At 39.9% G+C, this 16,268-nt stretch carries 18 protein-coding genes; 14 read left to right on the top strand and 4 right to left on the bottom strand.

Annotation, left to right across the window (positions count from 1 at the left end; all coding sequences use genetic code 11):
- The first annotated feature begins 1 nt into the window (after position 1).
- Both pta and AC4HAI_RS06505 read left to right on the top strand, forming a co-directional pair.
- Positions 2 to 988: a phosphate acetyltransferase gene (gene pta / locus AC4HAI_RS06510; RefSeq protein WP_491079748.1), complete on the top strand. Its 987-nt coding sequence runs from the start codon at positions 2 to 4 to the stop codon at positions 986 to 988.
- 55 nt (positions 989 to 1,043) lie between these two features.
- Positions 1,044 to 1,805, top strand: coding sequence for an SDR family oxidoreductase (locus AC4HAI_RS06505; RefSeq protein ID WP_491079747.1), 762 nt, complete (start codon positions 1,044 to 1,046; stop codon positions 1,803 to 1,805).
- A 158-nt stretch (positions 1,806 to 1,963) separates the two neighbouring features.
- On the opposite strand, the gene AC4HAI_RS06500 is transcribed toward AC4HAI_RS06505, so the two are convergent.
- Positions 1,964 to 2,371, bottom strand: coding sequence for a sodium transporter (locus tag AC4HAI_RS06500; protein WP_491079746.1), 408 nt, complete (start codon positions 2,369 to 2,371; stop codon positions 1,964 to 1,966).
- A 261-nt stretch (positions 2,372 to 2,632) separates the two neighbouring features.
- On the opposite strand from AC4HAI_RS06500, the gene adhP reads away from it, so the two are divergent.
- Positions 2,633 to 3,655: an alcohol dehydrogenase AdhP gene (gene adhP / locus AC4HAI_RS06495; RefSeq protein ID WP_491079499.1), complete on the top strand. Its 1,023-nt coding sequence runs from the start codon at positions 2,633 to 2,635 to the stop codon at positions 3,653 to 3,655.
- A gap of 112 nt (positions 3,656 to 3,767) precedes the next feature.
- On the opposite strand, the gene AC4HAI_RS06490 is transcribed toward adhP, so the two are convergent.
- Positions 3,768 to 4,940 (bottom strand): hydroxymethylglutaryl-CoA synthase, encoded by a 1,173-nt coding sequence (locus tag AC4HAI_RS06490; protein ID WP_491110934.1) that lies wholly within the window; start codon positions 4,938 to 4,940, stop codon positions 3,768 to 3,770.
- Between the two features lie 188 nt (positions 4,941 to 5,128).
- Between AC4HAI_RS06490 and AC4HAI_RS06485 the strand changes: the two genes are divergently transcribed.
- From AC4HAI_RS06485 to AC4HAI_RS06435, 11 genes are all read left to right on the top strand, one after another.
- Positions 5,129 to 5,968 carry a thymidylate synthase gene (locus AC4HAI_RS06485; RefSeq protein ID WP_491079501.1) on the top strand — a complete coding sequence of 280 codons (840 nt, stop codon included), beginning with the start codon at positions 5,129 to 5,131 and terminating at the stop codon, positions 5,966 to 5,968.
- 87 nt (positions 5,969 to 6,055) lie between these two features.
- Positions 6,056 to 6,562 carry a dihydrofolate reductase gene (locus tag AC4HAI_RS06480; RefSeq protein WP_491079551.1) on the top strand — a complete coding sequence of 169 codons (507 nt, stop codon included), beginning with the start codon at positions 6,056 to 6,058 and terminating at the stop codon, positions 6,560 to 6,562.
- Between the two features lie 4 nt (positions 6,563 to 6,566).
- Complete coding sequence (locus tag AC4HAI_RS06475) at positions 6,567 to 6,737, top strand: hypothetical protein (RefSeq protein WP_491079502.1); 171 nt, start codon at positions 6,567 to 6,569, stop codon at positions 6,735 to 6,737.
- A 20-nt stretch (positions 6,738 to 6,757) separates the two neighbouring features.
- On the top strand, positions 6,758 to 7,987 hold the full coding sequence (gene clpX / locus AC4HAI_RS06470; protein WP_491079503.1) for an ATP-dependent Clp protease ATP-binding subunit ClpX: 1,230 nt from the start codon (positions 6,758 to 6,760) through the stop codon (positions 7,985 to 7,987).
- Between the two features lie 11 nt (positions 7,988 to 7,998).
- The gene (gene yihA, locus AC4HAI_RS06465) at positions 7,999 to 8,598 is read left to right on the top strand and encodes a ribosome biogenesis GTP-binding protein YihA/YsxC (RefSeq protein ID WP_491079504.1); all 600 of its coding nucleotides are present in this window, start codon (positions 7,999 to 8,001) and stop codon (positions 8,596 to 8,598) included.
- A gap of 145 nt (positions 8,599 to 8,743) precedes the next feature.
- Positions 8,744 to 10,717, top strand: a complete 1,974-nt coding sequence (locus AC4HAI_RS06460) for an N-acetylmuramoyl-L-alanine amidase (protein WP_491079505.1) — start codon at positions 8,744 to 8,746, stop codon at positions 10,715 to 10,717.
- A gap of 140 nt (positions 10,718 to 10,857) precedes the next feature.
- Positions 10,858 to 11,742 (top strand): mevalonate kinase, encoded by an 885-nt coding sequence (gene mvk, locus AC4HAI_RS06455; protein WP_491079506.1) that lies wholly within the window; start codon positions 10,858 to 10,860, stop codon positions 11,740 to 11,742.
- Positions 11,718 to 12,662, top strand: coding sequence for a diphosphomevalonate decarboxylase (mvaD, locus tag AC4HAI_RS06450; RefSeq protein WP_491110933.1), 945 nt, complete (start codon positions 11,718 to 11,720; stop codon positions 12,660 to 12,662). Before mvk ends, mvaD begins: the two co-directional genes overlap by 25 nt.
- Entirely contained in the window at positions 12,655 to 13,647 is a 993-nt protein-coding gene (locus AC4HAI_RS06445) for a phosphomevalonate kinase (RefSeq protein WP_491110931.1), read from the top strand. Before mvaD ends, AC4HAI_RS06445 begins: the two co-directional genes overlap by 8 nt.
- 2 nt (positions 13,648 to 13,649) lie before the next feature.
- A complete protein-coding gene (fni, locus tag AC4HAI_RS06440) occupies positions 13,650 to 14,645 on the top strand; it encodes a type 2 isopentenyl-diphosphate Delta-isomerase (protein WP_491079509.1) in 996 nt (331 codons plus the stop codon).
- Between the two features lie 102 nt (positions 14,646 to 14,747).
- Positions 14,748 to 14,963, top strand: a complete 216-nt coding sequence (locus AC4HAI_RS06435) for a DUF4649 family protein (RefSeq protein ID WP_491079510.1) — start codon at positions 14,748 to 14,750, stop codon at positions 14,961 to 14,963.
- A 129-nt stretch (positions 14,964 to 15,092) separates the two neighbouring features.
- Here the strand turns inward: AC4HAI_RS06435 and trhA are convergent, their stop codons facing one another.
- Both trhA and AC4HAI_RS06425 read right to left on the bottom strand, forming a co-directional pair.
- On the bottom strand, positions 15,093 to 15,749 hold the full coding sequence (trhA, locus tag AC4HAI_RS06430; RefSeq protein ID WP_491079511.1) for a PAQR family membrane homeostasis protein TrhA: 657 nt from the start codon (positions 15,747 to 15,749) through the stop codon (positions 15,093 to 15,095).
- Positions 15,746 to 16,186, bottom strand: a complete 441-nt coding sequence (locus tag AC4HAI_RS06425) for a DUF1836 domain-containing protein (RefSeq protein WP_491079512.1) — start codon at positions 16,184 to 16,186, stop codon at positions 15,746 to 15,748. The genes trhA and AC4HAI_RS06425 overlap by 4 nt, the downstream gene beginning before the upstream one ends.
- Positions 16,187 to 16,268: the final 82 nt, after the last annotated feature.

Here is a 16,268-nt window from a genome sequence, read left to right as displayed (position 1 = left end):
TATGCTAAGAAGTTTATTCGGTAACTTAAGAAATAGAATTGCCGGGCAGGGAATACGGATTGTATTTCCTGAAGGCAATGACGAGCGGGTTCTAAGAGCCGCTGCACGATTAAAATTTGAAGGATTGCTAGAGCCTATTATTTTGGGGAATGACAAGGAAGTTCGTCAGTTGCTTCATGATCTAGGATTTGTTAATCAGGATTATATTGTTATTGATCCTGAGCAGTTCCCATTTCATGAGGACATGTTGGAAGAATTTTTGTCTATTCGCAAAGGAAAGGTAACTCCTGAAGAGGCAAAAGAACTCCTAAAAGATGTCAATTACTTTGGTGTGATGTTAGTTAAGATGCGGGTGGCAGATGGTATGGTCTCTGGTGCGGCTCATTCTACAGCTGATACTGTTCGGCCTGCTCTTCAAATCATTAAAACAAAGCAAGGTATCAGCAGGACTTCGGGTGTCTTTTTAATGACGCGTGATAATACAGATGAGTGTTTCATGTTTGGGGATTGTGCAATCAATGTAGATCCCAGTGCCCAAGAATTGGCGGAGATTGCTGTTAATACAGCTGAAACTGCTCAAATTTTTGATATCGATCCGAAAGTGGCTCTTTTGAGCTTTTCTACTAAGGGGAGTGCCAAGGCACCGCAAGCAGATAAGGTTGTCAAGGCAACTGAACTGGCACAGAAAATTGCACCTGAGCTTAAGATTGACGGGGAACTTCAATTTGATGCTGCTTTTGTTCCATCGACTGCAGCTATAAAGGCTCCAGATAGTGAGGTTGCTGGTCAAGCAAATGTTTTTATATTCCCGGATCTACAATCGGGCAATATTGGTTATAAAATTGCTCAGCGATTAGGGATGTTTGAAGCCATTGGACCAATTCTGCAAGGGCTTAATATGCCCGTAAACGATCTATCTCGAGGATCGAGTGCAGAAGATATTTATAAGTTAGCAATTATTACCGCTGCTCAAACTTTAATGAATTAATAAAAAGAAGGCTAGTGTTAGCCTTCTTTTGCGGCATAAAAAAGGAGGAATCGAAATGACAGTAACTATTATGGTGACAGGAGCCAGTGCTGGTTTTGGCAGAGCTATCTCACGTTTATTGATTAAAAAGGGTTATAGGGTTGTTGGCACTGGTCGACGTATAGATAAGCTCAAGGAAATAGCTGAGGAATTTGGTGAGGGCTTCTATCCTCTGAGAATGGACATGATGTCTAAAAAATCGATAGATGAAGCTTTGTCGGCCCTTCCACAAGAGTGGCAGATGATTGATGTTCTAGTCAATAATGCTGGTTTAGCCCTTGGACTTGATAAGGCCTATGAAGCAGATTTTGAAGATTGGGAAACGATGATTCAAACGAATATTATGGGATTGACTTATTTAACTCGGCAGATTCTACCAGAAATGGTTGAGAGAAATAGTGGCTATATTATTAATATTGGTTCTACAGCTGGTACGGTTCCCTATCCAGGGGCTAATGTGTATGGTGCGACCAAGGCCTTTGTCAAGCAATTCTCATTAAATTTAAGGGCCGACTTAGCAGGAACCAAGATCCGTGTTAGCAATATTGAACCAGGTTTGTGTGAAGGTACTGAATTTTCTAATGTCCGTTTTAAGGGAGATGACCAGAGGGCATCTGATCTTTATAAGGGTGCTAATGCCATTAAGCCAGAGGATATTGCCAATACAGTAGGTTGGCTTATTGATCAACCAGTCCATATCAATGTGAACCGTATTGAAATCATGCCAACTTCTCAAACCTTTGGTCCTCAGCCAGTTTATCGTGAGATAGATCAATAAGACAGTGGAATAAAAGCCCTACTAGAGCTTTTGCATCGGGAAATAGAGCTTGCAAAGCGCTCCAGTGGGGGATTTTGACCCGATCCTTAAAATAAGAGAGCAAGGCAAATCAAAACTATGATTTTCTCACGGTTTACGATTTTTGCCCCCACTCTCTTTTATTGTCCAGAATCTAGTTTGTTACTACTAATAGAGGCACCAGATGTGGTATCTGACCAGCCTACTAAAGCCTGACCACTCGATTCTAAATAACTAGCGAGGAGAGGTTGAATATTCTGTATATAGGTAACGATCCCTTGAAACCCTGACTCTTGATCAAAAATCGCTTGATAGGACTGGATTAAGATATTTTCAAAAGAATCGTTAGTAATATCTAGATGGAGGATGTGTGATTTAGCAGTTAAGACTTTCTCCCATATCCAGTCAGGTAGGGAATCTGGATCATCAGTAGGGAAAAAACTACCATCGGATGCATGATTTGAATAAGCTAAGTGATTATCCTTGTCGTAATAGCTAAATCTGTAGGGAAGATAGTTCAGAAATTCAGGAATAGTATTTTTATTCATACAGTCATCATAAGGCCTTATGATAAAAAAATCAAGGAAGACTGTTTCATTGATAATAGATGTTAGATGTTGTAGAAGTAGAGAATGGTAATTTTTCATAAAGTGAAAGATACTTGTGCCGAGTATTTTGAAAATTGGAGCTGATTTTAATTAGAAAAAAATATGAATTATGGTCAGAAAATCTGAAAATCTCTTGACAATATTGTGAGAAAAAGTACAATTAACTTGTAAACGATTTCAAAAAATAGTAAGGAGATTTTTATGAAAGCAGTTGTTGTGAATCAGGCTTCAAATGGAGTAGAAGTTGTTGATCATGCTGTGCCGACAATTGGATATGGTGAAGCATTGGTTAGAGTTGAGTATTGTGGTGTCTGTCATACGGATTTGCACGTTGCTCATGGGGATTTCGGACAAGTTCCTGGTCGTATCTTAGGCCATGAAGGAATTGGTATTGTCCAAGAAATTGGTGATGGTGTTGAATCACTAAAAGTTGGTGATCGTGTTTCCATTGCATGGTTTTTCGAAGGTTGCGGACACTGTGAGTATTGTACAACAGGTCGTGAAACACTTTGCCGTTCCGTTAAAAATGCGGGCTATAGTGTTGATGGTGGTATGAGTGAATACGCTGTTGTTACAGCAGATTATGCTGTTAAAGTGCCAGAAGGATTGGATCCAGCTCAGGCTTCCTCTATTACCTGTGCGGGTGTAACTACCTACAAGGCTATCAAAGAAGCAGGTGCTGCTCCTGGTCAATGGATTTGTATCTTTGGTGCTGGAGGCTTGGGAAATTTAGCTGTTCAATATGCTAAAAAGGTTTTCAATGCACAGGTTGTTGCTGTGGATATCAACCAAGATAAATTGGATTTAGCTAAAGCATCGGGTGCGGATCTTATCGTTAATGGTAAGGAAGTTGAGGATGTTGCAGCTTATATTCAAGAAAAAACTGGCGGTTGTCACGGCGTTGTTGTAACAGCTGTTTCTAAGGTTGCCTTCAATCAAGCCATTGATAGTGTTCGTGCTGGCGGAACTGTAGTAGCAGTTGGATTACCTTCAGAATATATGGAGTTATCAATTGTTAAGACTGTTTTAGATGGTATTCGAGTTGTTGGATCTCTTGTTGGTACCCGCAAGGATCTGGAAGAAGCCTTTGATTTTGGCGCACGTGGTCTAGTTGTTCCTGTTGTTGAAACAGTTGATGTTGACACGGCTCCACAAGTCTTTGATGAAATGGAAGCTGGTAAAATTCAAGGACGCAAGGTACTTGACTTCACTAAATTGGCATAAGAAAAAATGTTGAGCTTGAGCTCAACATTTTTTGCTATTAGCGATTTTAGTCAGTTTTTAAAGATGTGATAGAAAAAAGTATAATTAATATGCCAACTTGGAAGTTAGTCCTCTAAGAGTTATTTTTCTTGTATTGTCTTTGATGCTCGATGATAGCTTCTAGGTGAAATTTGTTTGTCAAATATTTTTTGAACTGAGCATTGCCGGCTTCATCGAGGTCTACTGGTTCATAGAATAATTTTTCGTATTCAGAAACTGTAACTTTCTGACGTTGATCGAGATCTGATTGCCGATTAGTCTTTAATTGTTTGTGATAGCCATCAACCAATGTTCCACTGAAAATTTCTGAAACAGCACCGGAACCATAGCTGAAAAATCCGATCGTACTACCAGCTTTTAGAGTTGAGCTATTTTCGATTAAAGATAAGAAACTTAAATAAAGCGATCCGGTATAGATATTGCCCACCTGTCGACTATAGGTGATCGAGTGATTGAAGTTTTCTTGTAGCTTGGCTTGTAACTCTTGGGATAGTTTTTTATCTAAGATTTTTGTTAATCCTTTGTTGGCTAATTTGGGATAAGGAATATGAAAACAAAAGGCGTCAAAGTCTTCGAGTGTCTTTGACTGACGTTTTTGGTACTCGGCCCAAGTTGTTTTCAAGCTGTCTAGATATTGTTTAGTAGAATACATTCCCTGGACGAATGGTGTCAAAGAATAGTTAGGTCTCCAGAAATCCATGACATCGCGTGTTTGAGCCAGATTATCATCATTGAATGCCAATATACGTGCTTGGCTGGTTATCAGCATAGCGATAGCTCCAGCTCCTTGGGTTGGCTCTCCGGAAGAAAGAAGGCCATATTTAGCAATATCACTAGCGATAACTAAAACTTTGGAATCAGGGTGGGCATTAACATGAAGTTTGGCATAATTCAAAGCTGCTGTAGCGCTGTAGCAGGCTTCTTTCATTTCCAAACTGCGTGCAAAAGGCTGAATCCCTAGGAGGCTATGTACAAAGACAGCTGCAGCTTTACTTTGGTCAATACTTGATTCTGTAGCAACGATGATCATGTCAATTTCTTGGCGATCTTGATCAGTAAGAAATTCTTCGGCTGCTGCGGCACCTAAAGTTATAATATCTTCAGTGATAGGGCTAATACTCAAACGATCAAGCATTAAGCCGATAGAGTATTTATCAGGATCTGTGTGACGAGCTTGGGCTAGATCAGCCATGTCTAGCTGGTAGCGTGCTGTCGCAAATCCAATTTTGTCAATTCCAGTCGTCATAAACATACCTTCTAATTTTGATGTTATATGTTCTATTGTATCATAGAACCTGTGACATAGCTGAGGAGAAACTCTCAAAGGCTTTATAGTTAGTGCTTCTAACTGTATACTGATCCAATAGTTTCTAATAGCATTTTTGTAGAGATTTGGTTAGAATAATAAATAATCATTGCTATAAAGGACATCATATGACACGAACAGATGACATTTTCAAAAAGAATATAGAGACAATCCTGACAGAAGGTGTGTTTTCGGAGCAGGCTAGACCTAAATATAAGGATGGTAGGACTGCTAATTCAAAATATATTACGGGATATTTTGAAACCTACGATTTGTCAAAAGGGGAGTTTCCTATTACGACTCTGCGCCCTATTCCTGTGAAATCTGCTATTAAGGAGATCTTTTGGATCTATCAAGATCAATCCAATGACTTATCCTTGCTTAATGACAAATATAATGTTCACTATTGGAATGATTGGGAAGTAGGAGATACAGGGACTATTGGCGAGCGTTATGGAGCGATTGTTAAAAAGCACAATATTATGGAAAAAATACTTAGCCAGTTAGAAAGTAACCCCTGGAATCGTCGCAATGTCATTAGCCTATGGGATTATGAAGCGTTTGAGTCATCCGAAGGCTTGTTACCTTGCGCCTTTCAAACGATGTTCGATGTTCGGCGTGTAGGGGAGGACATTTATTTGGATGCTACCTTAACCCAGCGTTCCAATGATATGCTAGTAGCTCATCATATCAATGCAATGCAGTATGTGGCCTTGCAAATGATGGTTGCTAAACATCTCGGTTGGAAGGTTGGTAAATTTTTCTATTTTATCAATAATCTGCATATTTATGATAATCAATTCGACCAAGCTCAAGAATTGTTGAACCGTACACCATCAGATTGCCAGCCTCGTTTGGTATTGAATGTCCCTGACGGTACTAATTTCTTTGATATTAAACCTGAGGATTTTGAATTGGTTGATTATGACCCTATCAAGCCACAATTAAAATTTGATTTAGCTATTTAGGTCTGCCCAAAGTGGGTAGTTACGTGTTTTTAGAGAGCTTTTTTTCTTGATTTTTGATACACTTACACTAGTATGAAAAAAGATAGTATTATTAAAAAAATCTGGGCGATTTGGGCTGAGGATGATAATCATCTGATCGGTGCGGATACTACCTTGCCCTGGCATCTTCCGGCTGATCTAGCACATTTTAAGGAAACGACGATGGGAGCTACGATCTTGATGGGGCGAACAACCTTTGAGGGAATGAATCGTCGGTTATTACCAGGACGTAAAACTTTAGTTTTGACACGCGATAGAGATTATCAGGTAGAAGGGGCTCATGTTTTAAGGTCTGTTGATGAAGTTCTTGATTGGTTTGATCATCAGGATGATGACTTATATATTATTGGAGGCGCCAGTGTATTTGAGAGCTTTGCGGATTATTTTGATGGATTGATCAGAACCACTATTCATGCTAGTTTTAAGGGAGATACTTACATGATTCCTTTGGACTATGGTGCTTATAAATTGATAGAAGAGCATTCTTATGAAAAAGATTCTCGTAATGCTCATAACTTTACAATTGCAAGGTTTGTTAAGAAGAATAAGGAATAGAGTTATGCAAAGAAGTATTTTTGGGGTATTTACAGCCATTTTAGCCGTGATTTGTTTGTTGTGTGCCCTGCCTGCTTTGAAAAAGAATCGCTATGGTTTAGGTGTTATTTTTCTTTTGAATGCCTTTACTAACTTAGTTAATTCAATTCATGCTTTTTACGGTACATTATTTTAGAAAAGAGAGATTAGGAAATTATGGTAGAAAATTCTAATAGTGATACTTTAGTATATTGCTCCTTTTGCGGAAAAAACCAGACCGAAGTGAAGAAAATCATTGCTGGGAATGGTGTGTTTATCTGTAATGAGTGTGTAGCGCTATCTCAAGAAATTATTAAAGAAGAGCTAGCTGAAGATGTTATGGCTGATTTGGCAGAAGTGCCTAAGCCAAAAGAGCTCTTACAAATTTTGGATGATTATGTTGTTGGACAAAGTCATGCCAAGCGGGCTTTGGCAGTAGCGGTCTATAATCATTATAAGCGCATTAGCTTTTCAGCCACAAGTCAAGATGAAGATGTTGATTTGCAGAAGTCTAATATTCTTATGATTGGACCAACAGGTTCTGGGAAAACTTTTTTGGCTCAGACGCTTGCTAAAAGTCTCAATGTTCCTTTTGCGATTGCAGATGCTACGGCATTGACCGAAGCAGGCTATGTTGGTGAGGATGTCGAAAATATTCTTCTCAAGCTTATTCAAGCTGCAGATTTCAATATTGAGCGAGCTGAACGAGGAATTATCTATGTCGATGAAATCGATAAGATTGCGAAAAAAGGCGAAAATGTCTCTATTACTCGTGATGTTTCTGGTGAAGGAGTGCAGCAGGCACTGCTGAAAATTATCGAAGGAACTGTTGCCAGTGTTCCTCCGCAAGGGGGACGTAAGCATCCAAACCAAGAGATGATCCAAATAGATACTAAGAATATTTTGTTCATTGTAGGTGGTGCATTTGATGGTATTGAGGATATTGTCAAGCAGCGTATTGGTGAAAAAGTTATCGGTTTTGGTCAATCTAGTAAGATGATTGATGAGGATGCTTCCTATATGCAGCAAATCGTTTCAGAAGACATTCAAAAATTCGGTCTAATTCCTGAATTTATTGGACGTTTGCCAATTTTAGCAGCACTAGAGCAGTTGACGGTTGATGATCTAGTTCATATTTTGACAGAACCACGTAATGCACTGGTTAAGCAGTATCAGACTCTTTTGTCTTATGATGGCGTTGAGCTTGAGTTTGATCAAGAAGCTCTGGAGGCTATTGCATCTAAAGCTATTGAGCGTAAGACGGGGGCTCGTGGTCTTCGCTCTATTATCGAAGAAACTATGATGGATATTATGTTTGAGGTGCCAAGTCAAGAAGATGTTACCAGTGTTCGTGTGACTAAGGCTGCAGTTGATGGTACAGACAAACCGATCTTGAAAACAGCGTAGGAAAGAGTGATATGGCAGAAGAACAGCTTTTAAATACCCATAATGCTTCTATCTTACTGAGTGCAGCCAATAAGAGTCACTATCCCAAAGATTCTTTGCCTGAAGTCGCTCTGGCTGGGCGTTCAAATGTCGGAAAATCTAGCTTTATCAATACTCTTTTGGGGCGTAAAAATTTAGCTCGTACCTCTAGTAAACCAGGTAAGACACAGTTGCTTAATTTTTATAACATTGATGATAAGTTACGATTTGTAGATGTTCCTGGTTATGGCTATGCGCGTGTTAGCAAAGCCGAGCGTGCCAAGTGGGGCAAGATGATTGAAGAGTATCTCGTTACCAGAGAGAATCTACGTGTGGTTGTTAGTCTGGTAGATATGCGTCATAAACCGACAGCTGATGATATACAAATGTATGAGTTTTTAAAGTATTATGAGATTCCTGTTATTATAGTAGCTACTAAAGCTGACAAAATCCCGAGGGGAAAATGGAATAAGCATGAGTCGGATATTAAAGCAACTTTGGATTTTGATCCAGAAGATAAGTTTGTCATATTCTCCTCAGAGACTCAGCAGGGTTATGATGAGGCTTGGGATACTATTTTGGAATCACTGTAGTGGATTAGGGCGTCGTATGACGTCTTTTTATTATTGATTTGTAATAATTAAGAAAATAAGGTTGCTCTATGCTGGCTGCCGTGTTATGATAGCACTATCTACAGGATACTTATATTATTTATATTGAGAGAGGATATTAGCTTTTATGCACTACAGAGCTGATCAAGAAAAAATCAAGCAAACATTTTCGATTAAAAAATATAGTTTTGGGGCAGCCTCAGTTCTGCTTGGACTTAGTATATTTTGGGGAGGAACTGTTGTTCAAGCCGATGAGGTTTCATCTGCTCAAGTTCCTGATCAAGCAATATCTACTACTGCAAGTCCCCAGGAGTCTCAGCCAGCTGATCAGGGGCTAGTGGAAGTATCAGAGCCCAATTCTACTAGCCAATCAACGGTCAGTGATACTCCGTCTGTGTCGATTGATAAGAGCGAGCAAGTGAGTCATCCGGCTTTGCCCTCTGCCCCTAAGTCATCTGTTCAAACTCAGAGCGTTCAGCAGCCAGCTCACTCTGCTGAATCATCCCAGAGCTCTCAAGTTTTTGTGAAGCGCAGTGTAGCTGCAACGGTTGAACAACCAAAAGCAAGTTCTGAGAAGGAAGTTATTAGTATCTCGACTAGTAAGAAAGGTCTTAAATTACGCTATAATGCCAAAATTGCAAAAAATCAGACTGTTCGCTTTGCTGTTTGGACTCAATCGAAAGGAAAAGATGATTTGGTTTGGTATAGCGCTGATAAGGCCGGTGCTGCCCAAGCTGCTTTTGTCAGTCATCGTAAGTATGGTAAATATAATATTGAAGCTTACTCGGTTAGCAGGAATCAAACCAAGCGTCTCGCTGCGACAACTTATGATTTGAGTGTTCCCAAAATTAGCGCAACTATTGCCAGAGTCTCTTTGGATAGTATCAAAGTCACTGTATCAAAAGTACCAGATACTATCACTTCAATCACGATTCCAATTTGGTCTAAGAAAAAGGGGCAGGATGATCTGATTTGGCATAAGGCTAAAAAGGAGAAAAAGGGCGTCTACAGTGCGACAATTAAGCTTAAAGAATGGGGACAGCATGAAATCCATATCTATGGTAATAGCAGTGTTACAGGTAAACTTTATGGGTTGAAAGCAACTAAGGGGTATAAGCACACTGACAATCGTCCGGAAGCAAAAATCAAAGTAGAAGGTTATCAGAAAAATAAAACTTCCTTTGTCGTTAAGGTATCAGGAAACTCATCTACGAAGCAAATAAAAGCTGTCAGTGTAGGAGCATGGTTAGACACTAAGGATAAAGCTAATATTAAATGGTATAATCCCAAAGTTTCAAAAAATGTTGCCAAGCAAACGATCTCTATAAAGGATCTATCCAACACTTCTGGTGTTTATAAGGTTCAAGTTAAAACCACCTATAAAGATGGTAGTTCTAGTCTCAGAGATGCTGGCAGTTTTGAGATTATCAAGCCTCAAGTAGCTCCAGCAGCCCATTCTCCTGCTGAAAGAGGCAGTGCTTCACAAGGTCACTATGATGTCTTTACTCGTACAGTTTATTTGGATGCTGGTCATGGCGGCTATGATCCGGGAGCTGTTTACTATGGCCAAAGTGAAAAAGTGCTTAATCAAAAGATACACAATCTGGTTAAGAAAAAGCTTGAGGCTAAAGGCTATAAGGTTGTGACGACAAGGACATCTGACAAGTCAGTTGAGCTATTGGATCGTTCAAAAAAGGCTAATGCCAGTCAATCGGATATCTTTATCAGTATTCATTTCAATGCTTCTGCAAGTCCGTCTGCTTCAGGTATTGAGACTTATTACTATCAGTATTTTGCAGAGTATCCTTCAGCTATTAATAAGACCTACCATAACAATAAAACGCGTTTAAGTATGAGTAATACTTTGGCTAATGCTATTCAGTCTCAGACAGTATCGGCTACAGGTGGTAAAAATAATGGAATTTTGCGTAATACTTTTGCAGTCTTGCGTGAAACAACAGCACCGGCTGTGTTGTTAGAATTAGGATACATGTCCAATGCAGCTGAATTTAAGAAGATAAACTCTGCTGCTTATCAAGAAAAACTGGCTAAAGGTATTGTCGCAGGTATTGAAAAGTATTATAAAACCTACAATGCTTAGTTTTTGTTTAGAAATGTGCTTCCCAATAGGAAGCCTTTTTCTTAGGGCATAGGACTATGAAGTGAGAGTTTTGTGGTCGCTTTTTCTTGAGAAATTAGATAAAATATATAGGCTAGACTATTTTGAAAGATTAAAGACTAATGACATTACAATACGGAAGTGGGAAGTCACACAGTAAGATTATTCTCATCGGTGAGCATTCTGTGGTTTATGGCTACACAGCGCTAGCCTTACCACTCAAGCATATTGAGGTGGAGTGCTATATCTACCCATCTGAGCAACCGTTGACCCTAAATATTAAAGATCCACTTTCTACAGCAGTATTTGCTGCGCTTGAGTATCTCGGTATTAAAGATCGGTATTTTTCAGTTGCTATTAAATCTGAGGTACCTGAAAAGCGAGGGATGGGATCTTCAGCAGCCGTGGCCATAGCAGCTATTCGTGCGGTTTTTGATTATTTCGAGAAGCCTCTAGATCATACAGTTCTGGAAATGCTGGCTAATCAGGCTGAAATTATCGCCCATGAAAATCCTAGTGGACTGGATGCTAAGACCTGTCTGAGCGATAAGGCAATTAAATTTATTAGAAATGTTGGCTTTTCTGAAATGGTCATTGATCTAAGCGCTTATCTGGTTATTGCTGATACTGGTATCCACGGTCATACGAAGGAAGCTGTGGCTAAGGTCCGTAATCTCGAAGAAAAAGCACTACCAGCTCTACACCATTTGGGAGAGTTAGCTAAGATAATAGAGAGTGCTATTGTTAAGCAAGATCTCCAAAAGATGGGAGCAGCAATGAGCCAAGCCCATACTGTATTAGATCAGTTGGGGGTATCCAATCAAGAAGCCAATCATTTAGTAGAATCTTCCTTAAAAAATGGAGCCCTGGGGGCTAAGATGACGGGAGGTGGCTTAGGAGGCTGTATTATTGCCCTCTGTCAGACCTATGAGCAAGCTGAGCAATTGTCGTATCAATTAGAAAAAGAAGGAGCAAGTCATACATGGATCGAAAATCTGTCAGTGTAAAATCCTATGCTAATATCGCAATTATCAAGTATTGGGGGAAATCTGATGCTCAAAAAATGGTCCCTGCGACCAGCAGCATCTCCTTGACTTTAGAAAATATGTATACTCAGACCTCGCTAGAATTTTTAGATGATGATGCAGTAGCAGATGAATTTTATATTGATGGTAAGTTGCAGAGTCCAGCTGAGCATGCTAAAATCTCTGCCATTATTGATCGTTTTCGACCAGATGGTAGTCGATTTGTTCGGGTAGATACGACGAATAATATGCCGACAGCAGCAGGCTTATCATCAAGTTCAAGTGGCTTGTCTGCCCTGGTTAAGGCTTGTAATGATCTTTTTGAACTAGGATTAGACCAGACACGTCTGGCTCAAGAAGCAAAATTTGCTTCTGGCTCCTCATCACGCTCTTTCTTTGGACCGCTGTCTGCCTGGGATAAAGACTCTGGCGAGATTTATCAAGTTCAAACCGATCTGGAGCTTGCGATGATTATGTTAGTACTTAACGACCAACCAAAACCGATCTCCAGTCGTGAAGGAATGAAGCGTTGCAGCGAGACATCGACTAATTTTTCTGAGTGGATTGAACAATCAGCGCTGGATTATCAGGCTATGTTAGGCTATCTCAAGGCTAATGACTTTGAGAATGTTGGCCGCTTAACGCAGGATAATGCTCTGAGGATGCATGAGACAACGCTTCATGCAAGGCCTGCCTTTTCTTATCTTACGGATGAGTCGTATGCTGCCATGAATTATATTAAGAATTTGCAAAAGCAGGGGTATCAGTGTTATTTTACCATGGATGCTGGTCCTAATGTTAAAGTGCTCTGCCGTCAAGAGGATTTAGAACAGTTGATTCCCTTATTTGAAGAACGTTATCGTATTATTGTTTCAAAGACTAAGGATCCTTCTTATGACTAAGTACCGTGTGCAAACAGGTGGAAAACTCTATCTGGCTGGTGAATATGCCATATTATTTCCGGGTCAGTATGCTCTGATTAAAAATATTCCGATCTACATGACGGCTGATATAGAGGAGGCTGAAAGCTATCAGCTCTTTTCAGATATGTTTGATTACAGCGTAGATTTGACCCCTAATCAAGACTATAGATTGATTCAAAAGACTATTGCTGTAGGTGAGACATACTTACTTAGTCAGGGCTTCTCACTAAAGGCATTTCATCTCTCTATTTCAGGTAAGATGGAAAGTCAAGGAAAGAAGCTGGGGATTGGGTCTAGTGGTAGTGTTACCATATTGGTATTAAAGGCTATGGCTGCACTTTATGATGTGGATTGGTCAGCCGATCTTCTGTTTAAGCTAGCTTCTTATACCCTCATTATGCTAGGAGATAATGGCTCTATGGGAGATTTAGCCTGTATTGCTTACGATGACCTCGTTCTCTTTAAGGCTTTTGATCGTCAAATGGTAGCCCATTGGATAGAGACAGAACCTATTTTAGGGGTCTTAGCTAAAGATTGGCATTATGAGATACATGAAGTTCATATTGCCCTGCCAGTGGAGTGGCTGATAGGATGGACCGGGAAGCCTTCTATTTCTCGAGAGATGATCACTCAGGTTAAATCTGCTATATCTCAAACTTTCCTAGAGCAGACACAATCGGCTGTATTATCCTTAGTAAATGCTTTGGAAAGAGGTGACCAAGAGACCATCGAGGCTGAGCTGTCGCAGGTATCTCTGCTCTTAGAACGACTTCATCCAGCTATTTACACGGAAGATTTAAGACTCTTAGTCAGAGCTACAGATGGCTTAAATGCTATAGCTAAATCCTCTGGAGCAGGCGGAGGTGACTGTGGTATTGCCCTCTCTTTTGATGCTATTTCTAGTAGAACACTAATAGAAAGGTGGCGGGAATCAGGGATAGAGCTGATTTCTCGCCAAAACTGAAGATGAATCGTAAAGATCAGCATATCCAACATGCGCTGGATTATCAGTCCCCCTATAATAGTTTTGATGAAATGGAGCTTATCCAGGCTTCTTTGCCCAAGTATGATTTGGCAGCTATTGACATATCTACTGAGTTCGCAGGTCATCAGTGGTCGTCCCCTTTTTACATTAATGCTATGACTGGAGGATCTACACGGGCTAAGATAATCAATCAAAAGCTAGCTCAGGTAGCGCAAGCATGCGATTTATTATTTGTAACCGGTTCTTACAGTGCTGCTTTGGCAAGTGGTGTAGATGATTCTTATGATGTACGGTTGGTTGCTCCAGATGTCAAGCTAGGAACTAATATAGGTCTGGATAAGTCTGTTGAATTAGCTGTACAAACGGTAAAGGAGATGGATCCTTTACTTCTACAGATTCATATTAATGTGATGCAAGAGCTTCTAATGCCGGAAGGAGAGCGTTCATTTGCTCACTGGCGTCAGCACTTGGAAGATTATATCAGATTGCTAGATGTCCCTTTAGTACTGAAGGAAGTTGGGTTTGGTATGGATCGCCAGTCCATTTTGGATGCTGCAGAATTGGGCATTACAACCTTCGATATTTCTGGTCGAGGCGGAACTAGTTTTGCCTATATTGAGAACCAAAGAGGTGCTCAGCGTCACTATCTCAATGATTGGGGGCAATCTACTGCGCAAACCCTTCTTGCTTGCAAAGATTTATCCAATGACCTTGAAATCTTAGCAAGTGGAGGCATTCGTCATCCGCTTGATATGATAAAGGCTATGGTATTAGGAGCAAGAGGAGTTGGCCTATCAAGAACTTTCTTAAAGTTAGTGGAGGAGAAATCTGTTGAGGATGTTATCGCTATAGTAGAGACATGGAAGGAAGATTTGAAAATCATCATGTGTGCGCTTAACTGTCGAACGATTGACCAACTTAGACAGGTTGATTATTTATTATATGGACGATTAAAAGAAGCCAATCAAATTAGTTGACGCTTGGGCTATATGGGAATAAACTATAGATAGAAAGTGGTTGTGGATCACATTTTCAATCTAATAAATAGATCCCAATGTCTTTACCTATGGAGGTATGTTATGATTACATTGACGTATACAGATGCTTATAAAATTGAGCGGACACAAACTTATGACAAGCCAACAGACTTTATCCAGGCGCTTACAGGTTGTTTGACCATACCAGATAGCTATCCGGTAACGGGTGTCACCTATGACGGTAAAGATCTTGGCTACAAAGGAACTGTTGGCGGACTCTTCCAAAAGTTTGTTAACTTTGATTGGGCAACTGTTTAATAATATAAAAAATAAGAGTGGGACAGAAGTTATTTCCAAGAATTTGATTTCTATTCCACTCTTGTATATAAATTTGGCAAAATAAATAAGGTTGAGCGCTTGAACTCAGCCTTATTTTTATTGTTATCACTATAACATAGTGTAGACAATAGCTATATATTGAAGGGCGGAAGCCAGTAGAATAAAGAGGTGCCAGATCATATGGTCATATGGTCTTTTTCTGGCATAGAAGATAGCACCAATGGTATAGGAAAGTCCACCAGCTAGCATGAGTCCCCAAAAGAGGGTGCCAGTCTTTGTGATGATAGCTGGAATGATAAAGACTGCTAACCAGCCCATGAGTAAATAGAGAATCAGACTAAATTTTTCATTAATCGTTTTTGCAAAAATCTTATATAAGATGCCAAAAATAGTGGTTCCCCACTGTAAAAGAATGATGAGATAGCCGAGCCACCCTCCTACAAGGGATAGAGCAATGGGAGTATAAGAACCTGCAATAGCAATGTAAATCATGCTGTGGTCAATAATACGTAAGACATACTTTTGCGGAGAGTTGTACTGCATGGAATGGTAAATAGTCGAAGATAAAAACATCAAAAAGAGACTGATGATAAAAATGGACATGCCTATGCTGGCTTTAAGACCATAGGTCTCATAACTGAAAGAAGCGGTGATAGGCAGTAGGACTAGCATGGCTACTGATCCAATAGCATGAGTGACACTGTTAGCAACTTCTTCACCGAGTGATAGGCGTTTGCTGAGTTTTACTGTGTACGATGGGTTCATAGGTCATCTCCTTGAATATGGCTAACCAATTGGTAGGTATGGTGATAGAGCTCTAGAGTTTGACAGGCCGCTTGGATCACCTCTGGAATATGTGATTGATTGTGATGGTTCATCCCATCAGCAAAAGCATCATAGCAGACCTGAGAATCATATTTTTGAGTCATTATCTCGATGGCCTGGCTGAGCTCTTGAATAGAAAAAATTGGCTTAAAGGTGGTGATAGCTATCAAGCGGGCAAGGTGCTTACGGCTGTATTTTTTCTTGACAGGCTTATCGATGAGTCCATGCTTGACATAGTTGTTAATCATAGATGCTGTCAGCCCCTTGTCACTATCCTGACGTTCTGATTGTGTGACTTGATTGACGTAAAGTAAGACTTGGTCTAGATAGAGCTCTATATCAGGCAGATCATTCCATTTGGGAAAAGTATCGGACATATTCACCTCCGTATAATCTAGTATTGATAACTAGATTATACGTTTATAATAATCAAAGGTCAAGTTATAACTGCAATTATAA

The sequence above is a fragment of the Streptococcus sp. ALY_208 genome (assembly GCF_058314295.1).
This window is presented reverse-complemented; position numbering and strand designations above follow the sequence as displayed.

Bases quoted from the DNA above. Each gene is read 5' to 3' on its own strand.
- AC4HAI_RS06505 (WP_491079747.1), top strand. From the start codon at position 1,044: ATGACAGTAACTATTATGGTGACAGGAGCCAGTGCTGGTTTTGGCAGA.
- AC4HAI_RS06460 (WP_491079505.1), top strand. From the start codon at position 8,744: ATGCACTACAGAGCTGATCAAGAAAAAATCAAGCAAACATTTTCGATT.
- yihA (WP_491079504.1), top strand. From the start codon at position 7,999: ATGGCAGAAGAACAGCTTTTAAATACCCATAATGCTTCTATCTTACTG.
- AC4HAI_RS06475 (WP_491079502.1), top strand. From the start codon at position 6,567: ATGCAAAGAAGTATTTTTGGGGTATTTACAGCCATTTTAGCCGTGATT.
- trhA (WP_491079511.1), bottom strand. From the start codon at position 15,749: ATGAACCCATCGTACACAGTAAAACTCAGCAAACGCCTATCACTCGGT.
- AC4HAI_RS06445 (WP_491110931.1), top strand. From the start codon at position 12,655: ATGACTAAGTACCGTGTGCAAACAGGTGGAAAACTCTATCTGGCTGGT.
- mvk (WP_491079506.1), top strand. From the start codon at position 10,858: ATGACATTACAATACGGAAGTGGGAAGTCACACAGTAAGATTATTCTC.
- clpX (WP_491079503.1), top strand. From the start codon at position 6,758: ATGGTAGAAAATTCTAATAGTGATACTTTAGTATATTGCTCCTTTTGC.
- AC4HAI_RS06435 (WP_491079510.1), top strand. From the start codon at position 14,748: ATGATTACATTGACGTATACAGATGCTTATAAAATTGAGCGGACACAA.
- AC4HAI_RS06485 (WP_491079501.1), top strand. From the start codon at position 5,129: ATGACACGAACAGATGACATTTTCAAAAAGAATATAGAGACAATCCTG.
- AC4HAI_RS06425 (WP_491079512.1), bottom strand. From the start codon at position 16,186: ATGTCCGATACTTTTCCCAAATGGAATGATCTGCCTGATATAGAGCTC.
- pta (WP_491079748.1), top strand. From the start codon at position 2: ATGCTAAGAAGTTTATTCGGTAACTTAAGAAATAGAATTGCCGGGCAG.
- fni (WP_491079509.1), top strand. From the start codon at position 13,650: ATGAATCGTAAAGATCAGCATATCCAACATGCGCTGGATTATCAGTCC.
- adhP (WP_491079499.1), top strand. From the start codon at position 2,633: ATGAAAGCAGTTGTTGTGAATCAGGCTTCAAATGGAGTAGAAGTTGTT.
- AC4HAI_RS06500 (WP_491079746.1), bottom strand. From the start codon at position 2,371: ATGAATAAAAATACTATTCCTGAATTTCTGAACTATCTTCCCTACAGA.
- mvaD (WP_491110933.1), top strand. From the start codon at position 11,718: ATGGATCGAAAATCTGTCAGTGTAAAATCCTATGCTAATATCGCAATT.
- AC4HAI_RS06490 (WP_491110934.1), bottom strand. From the start codon at position 4,940: ATGACGACTGGAATTGACAAAATTGGATTTGCGACAGCACGCTACCAG.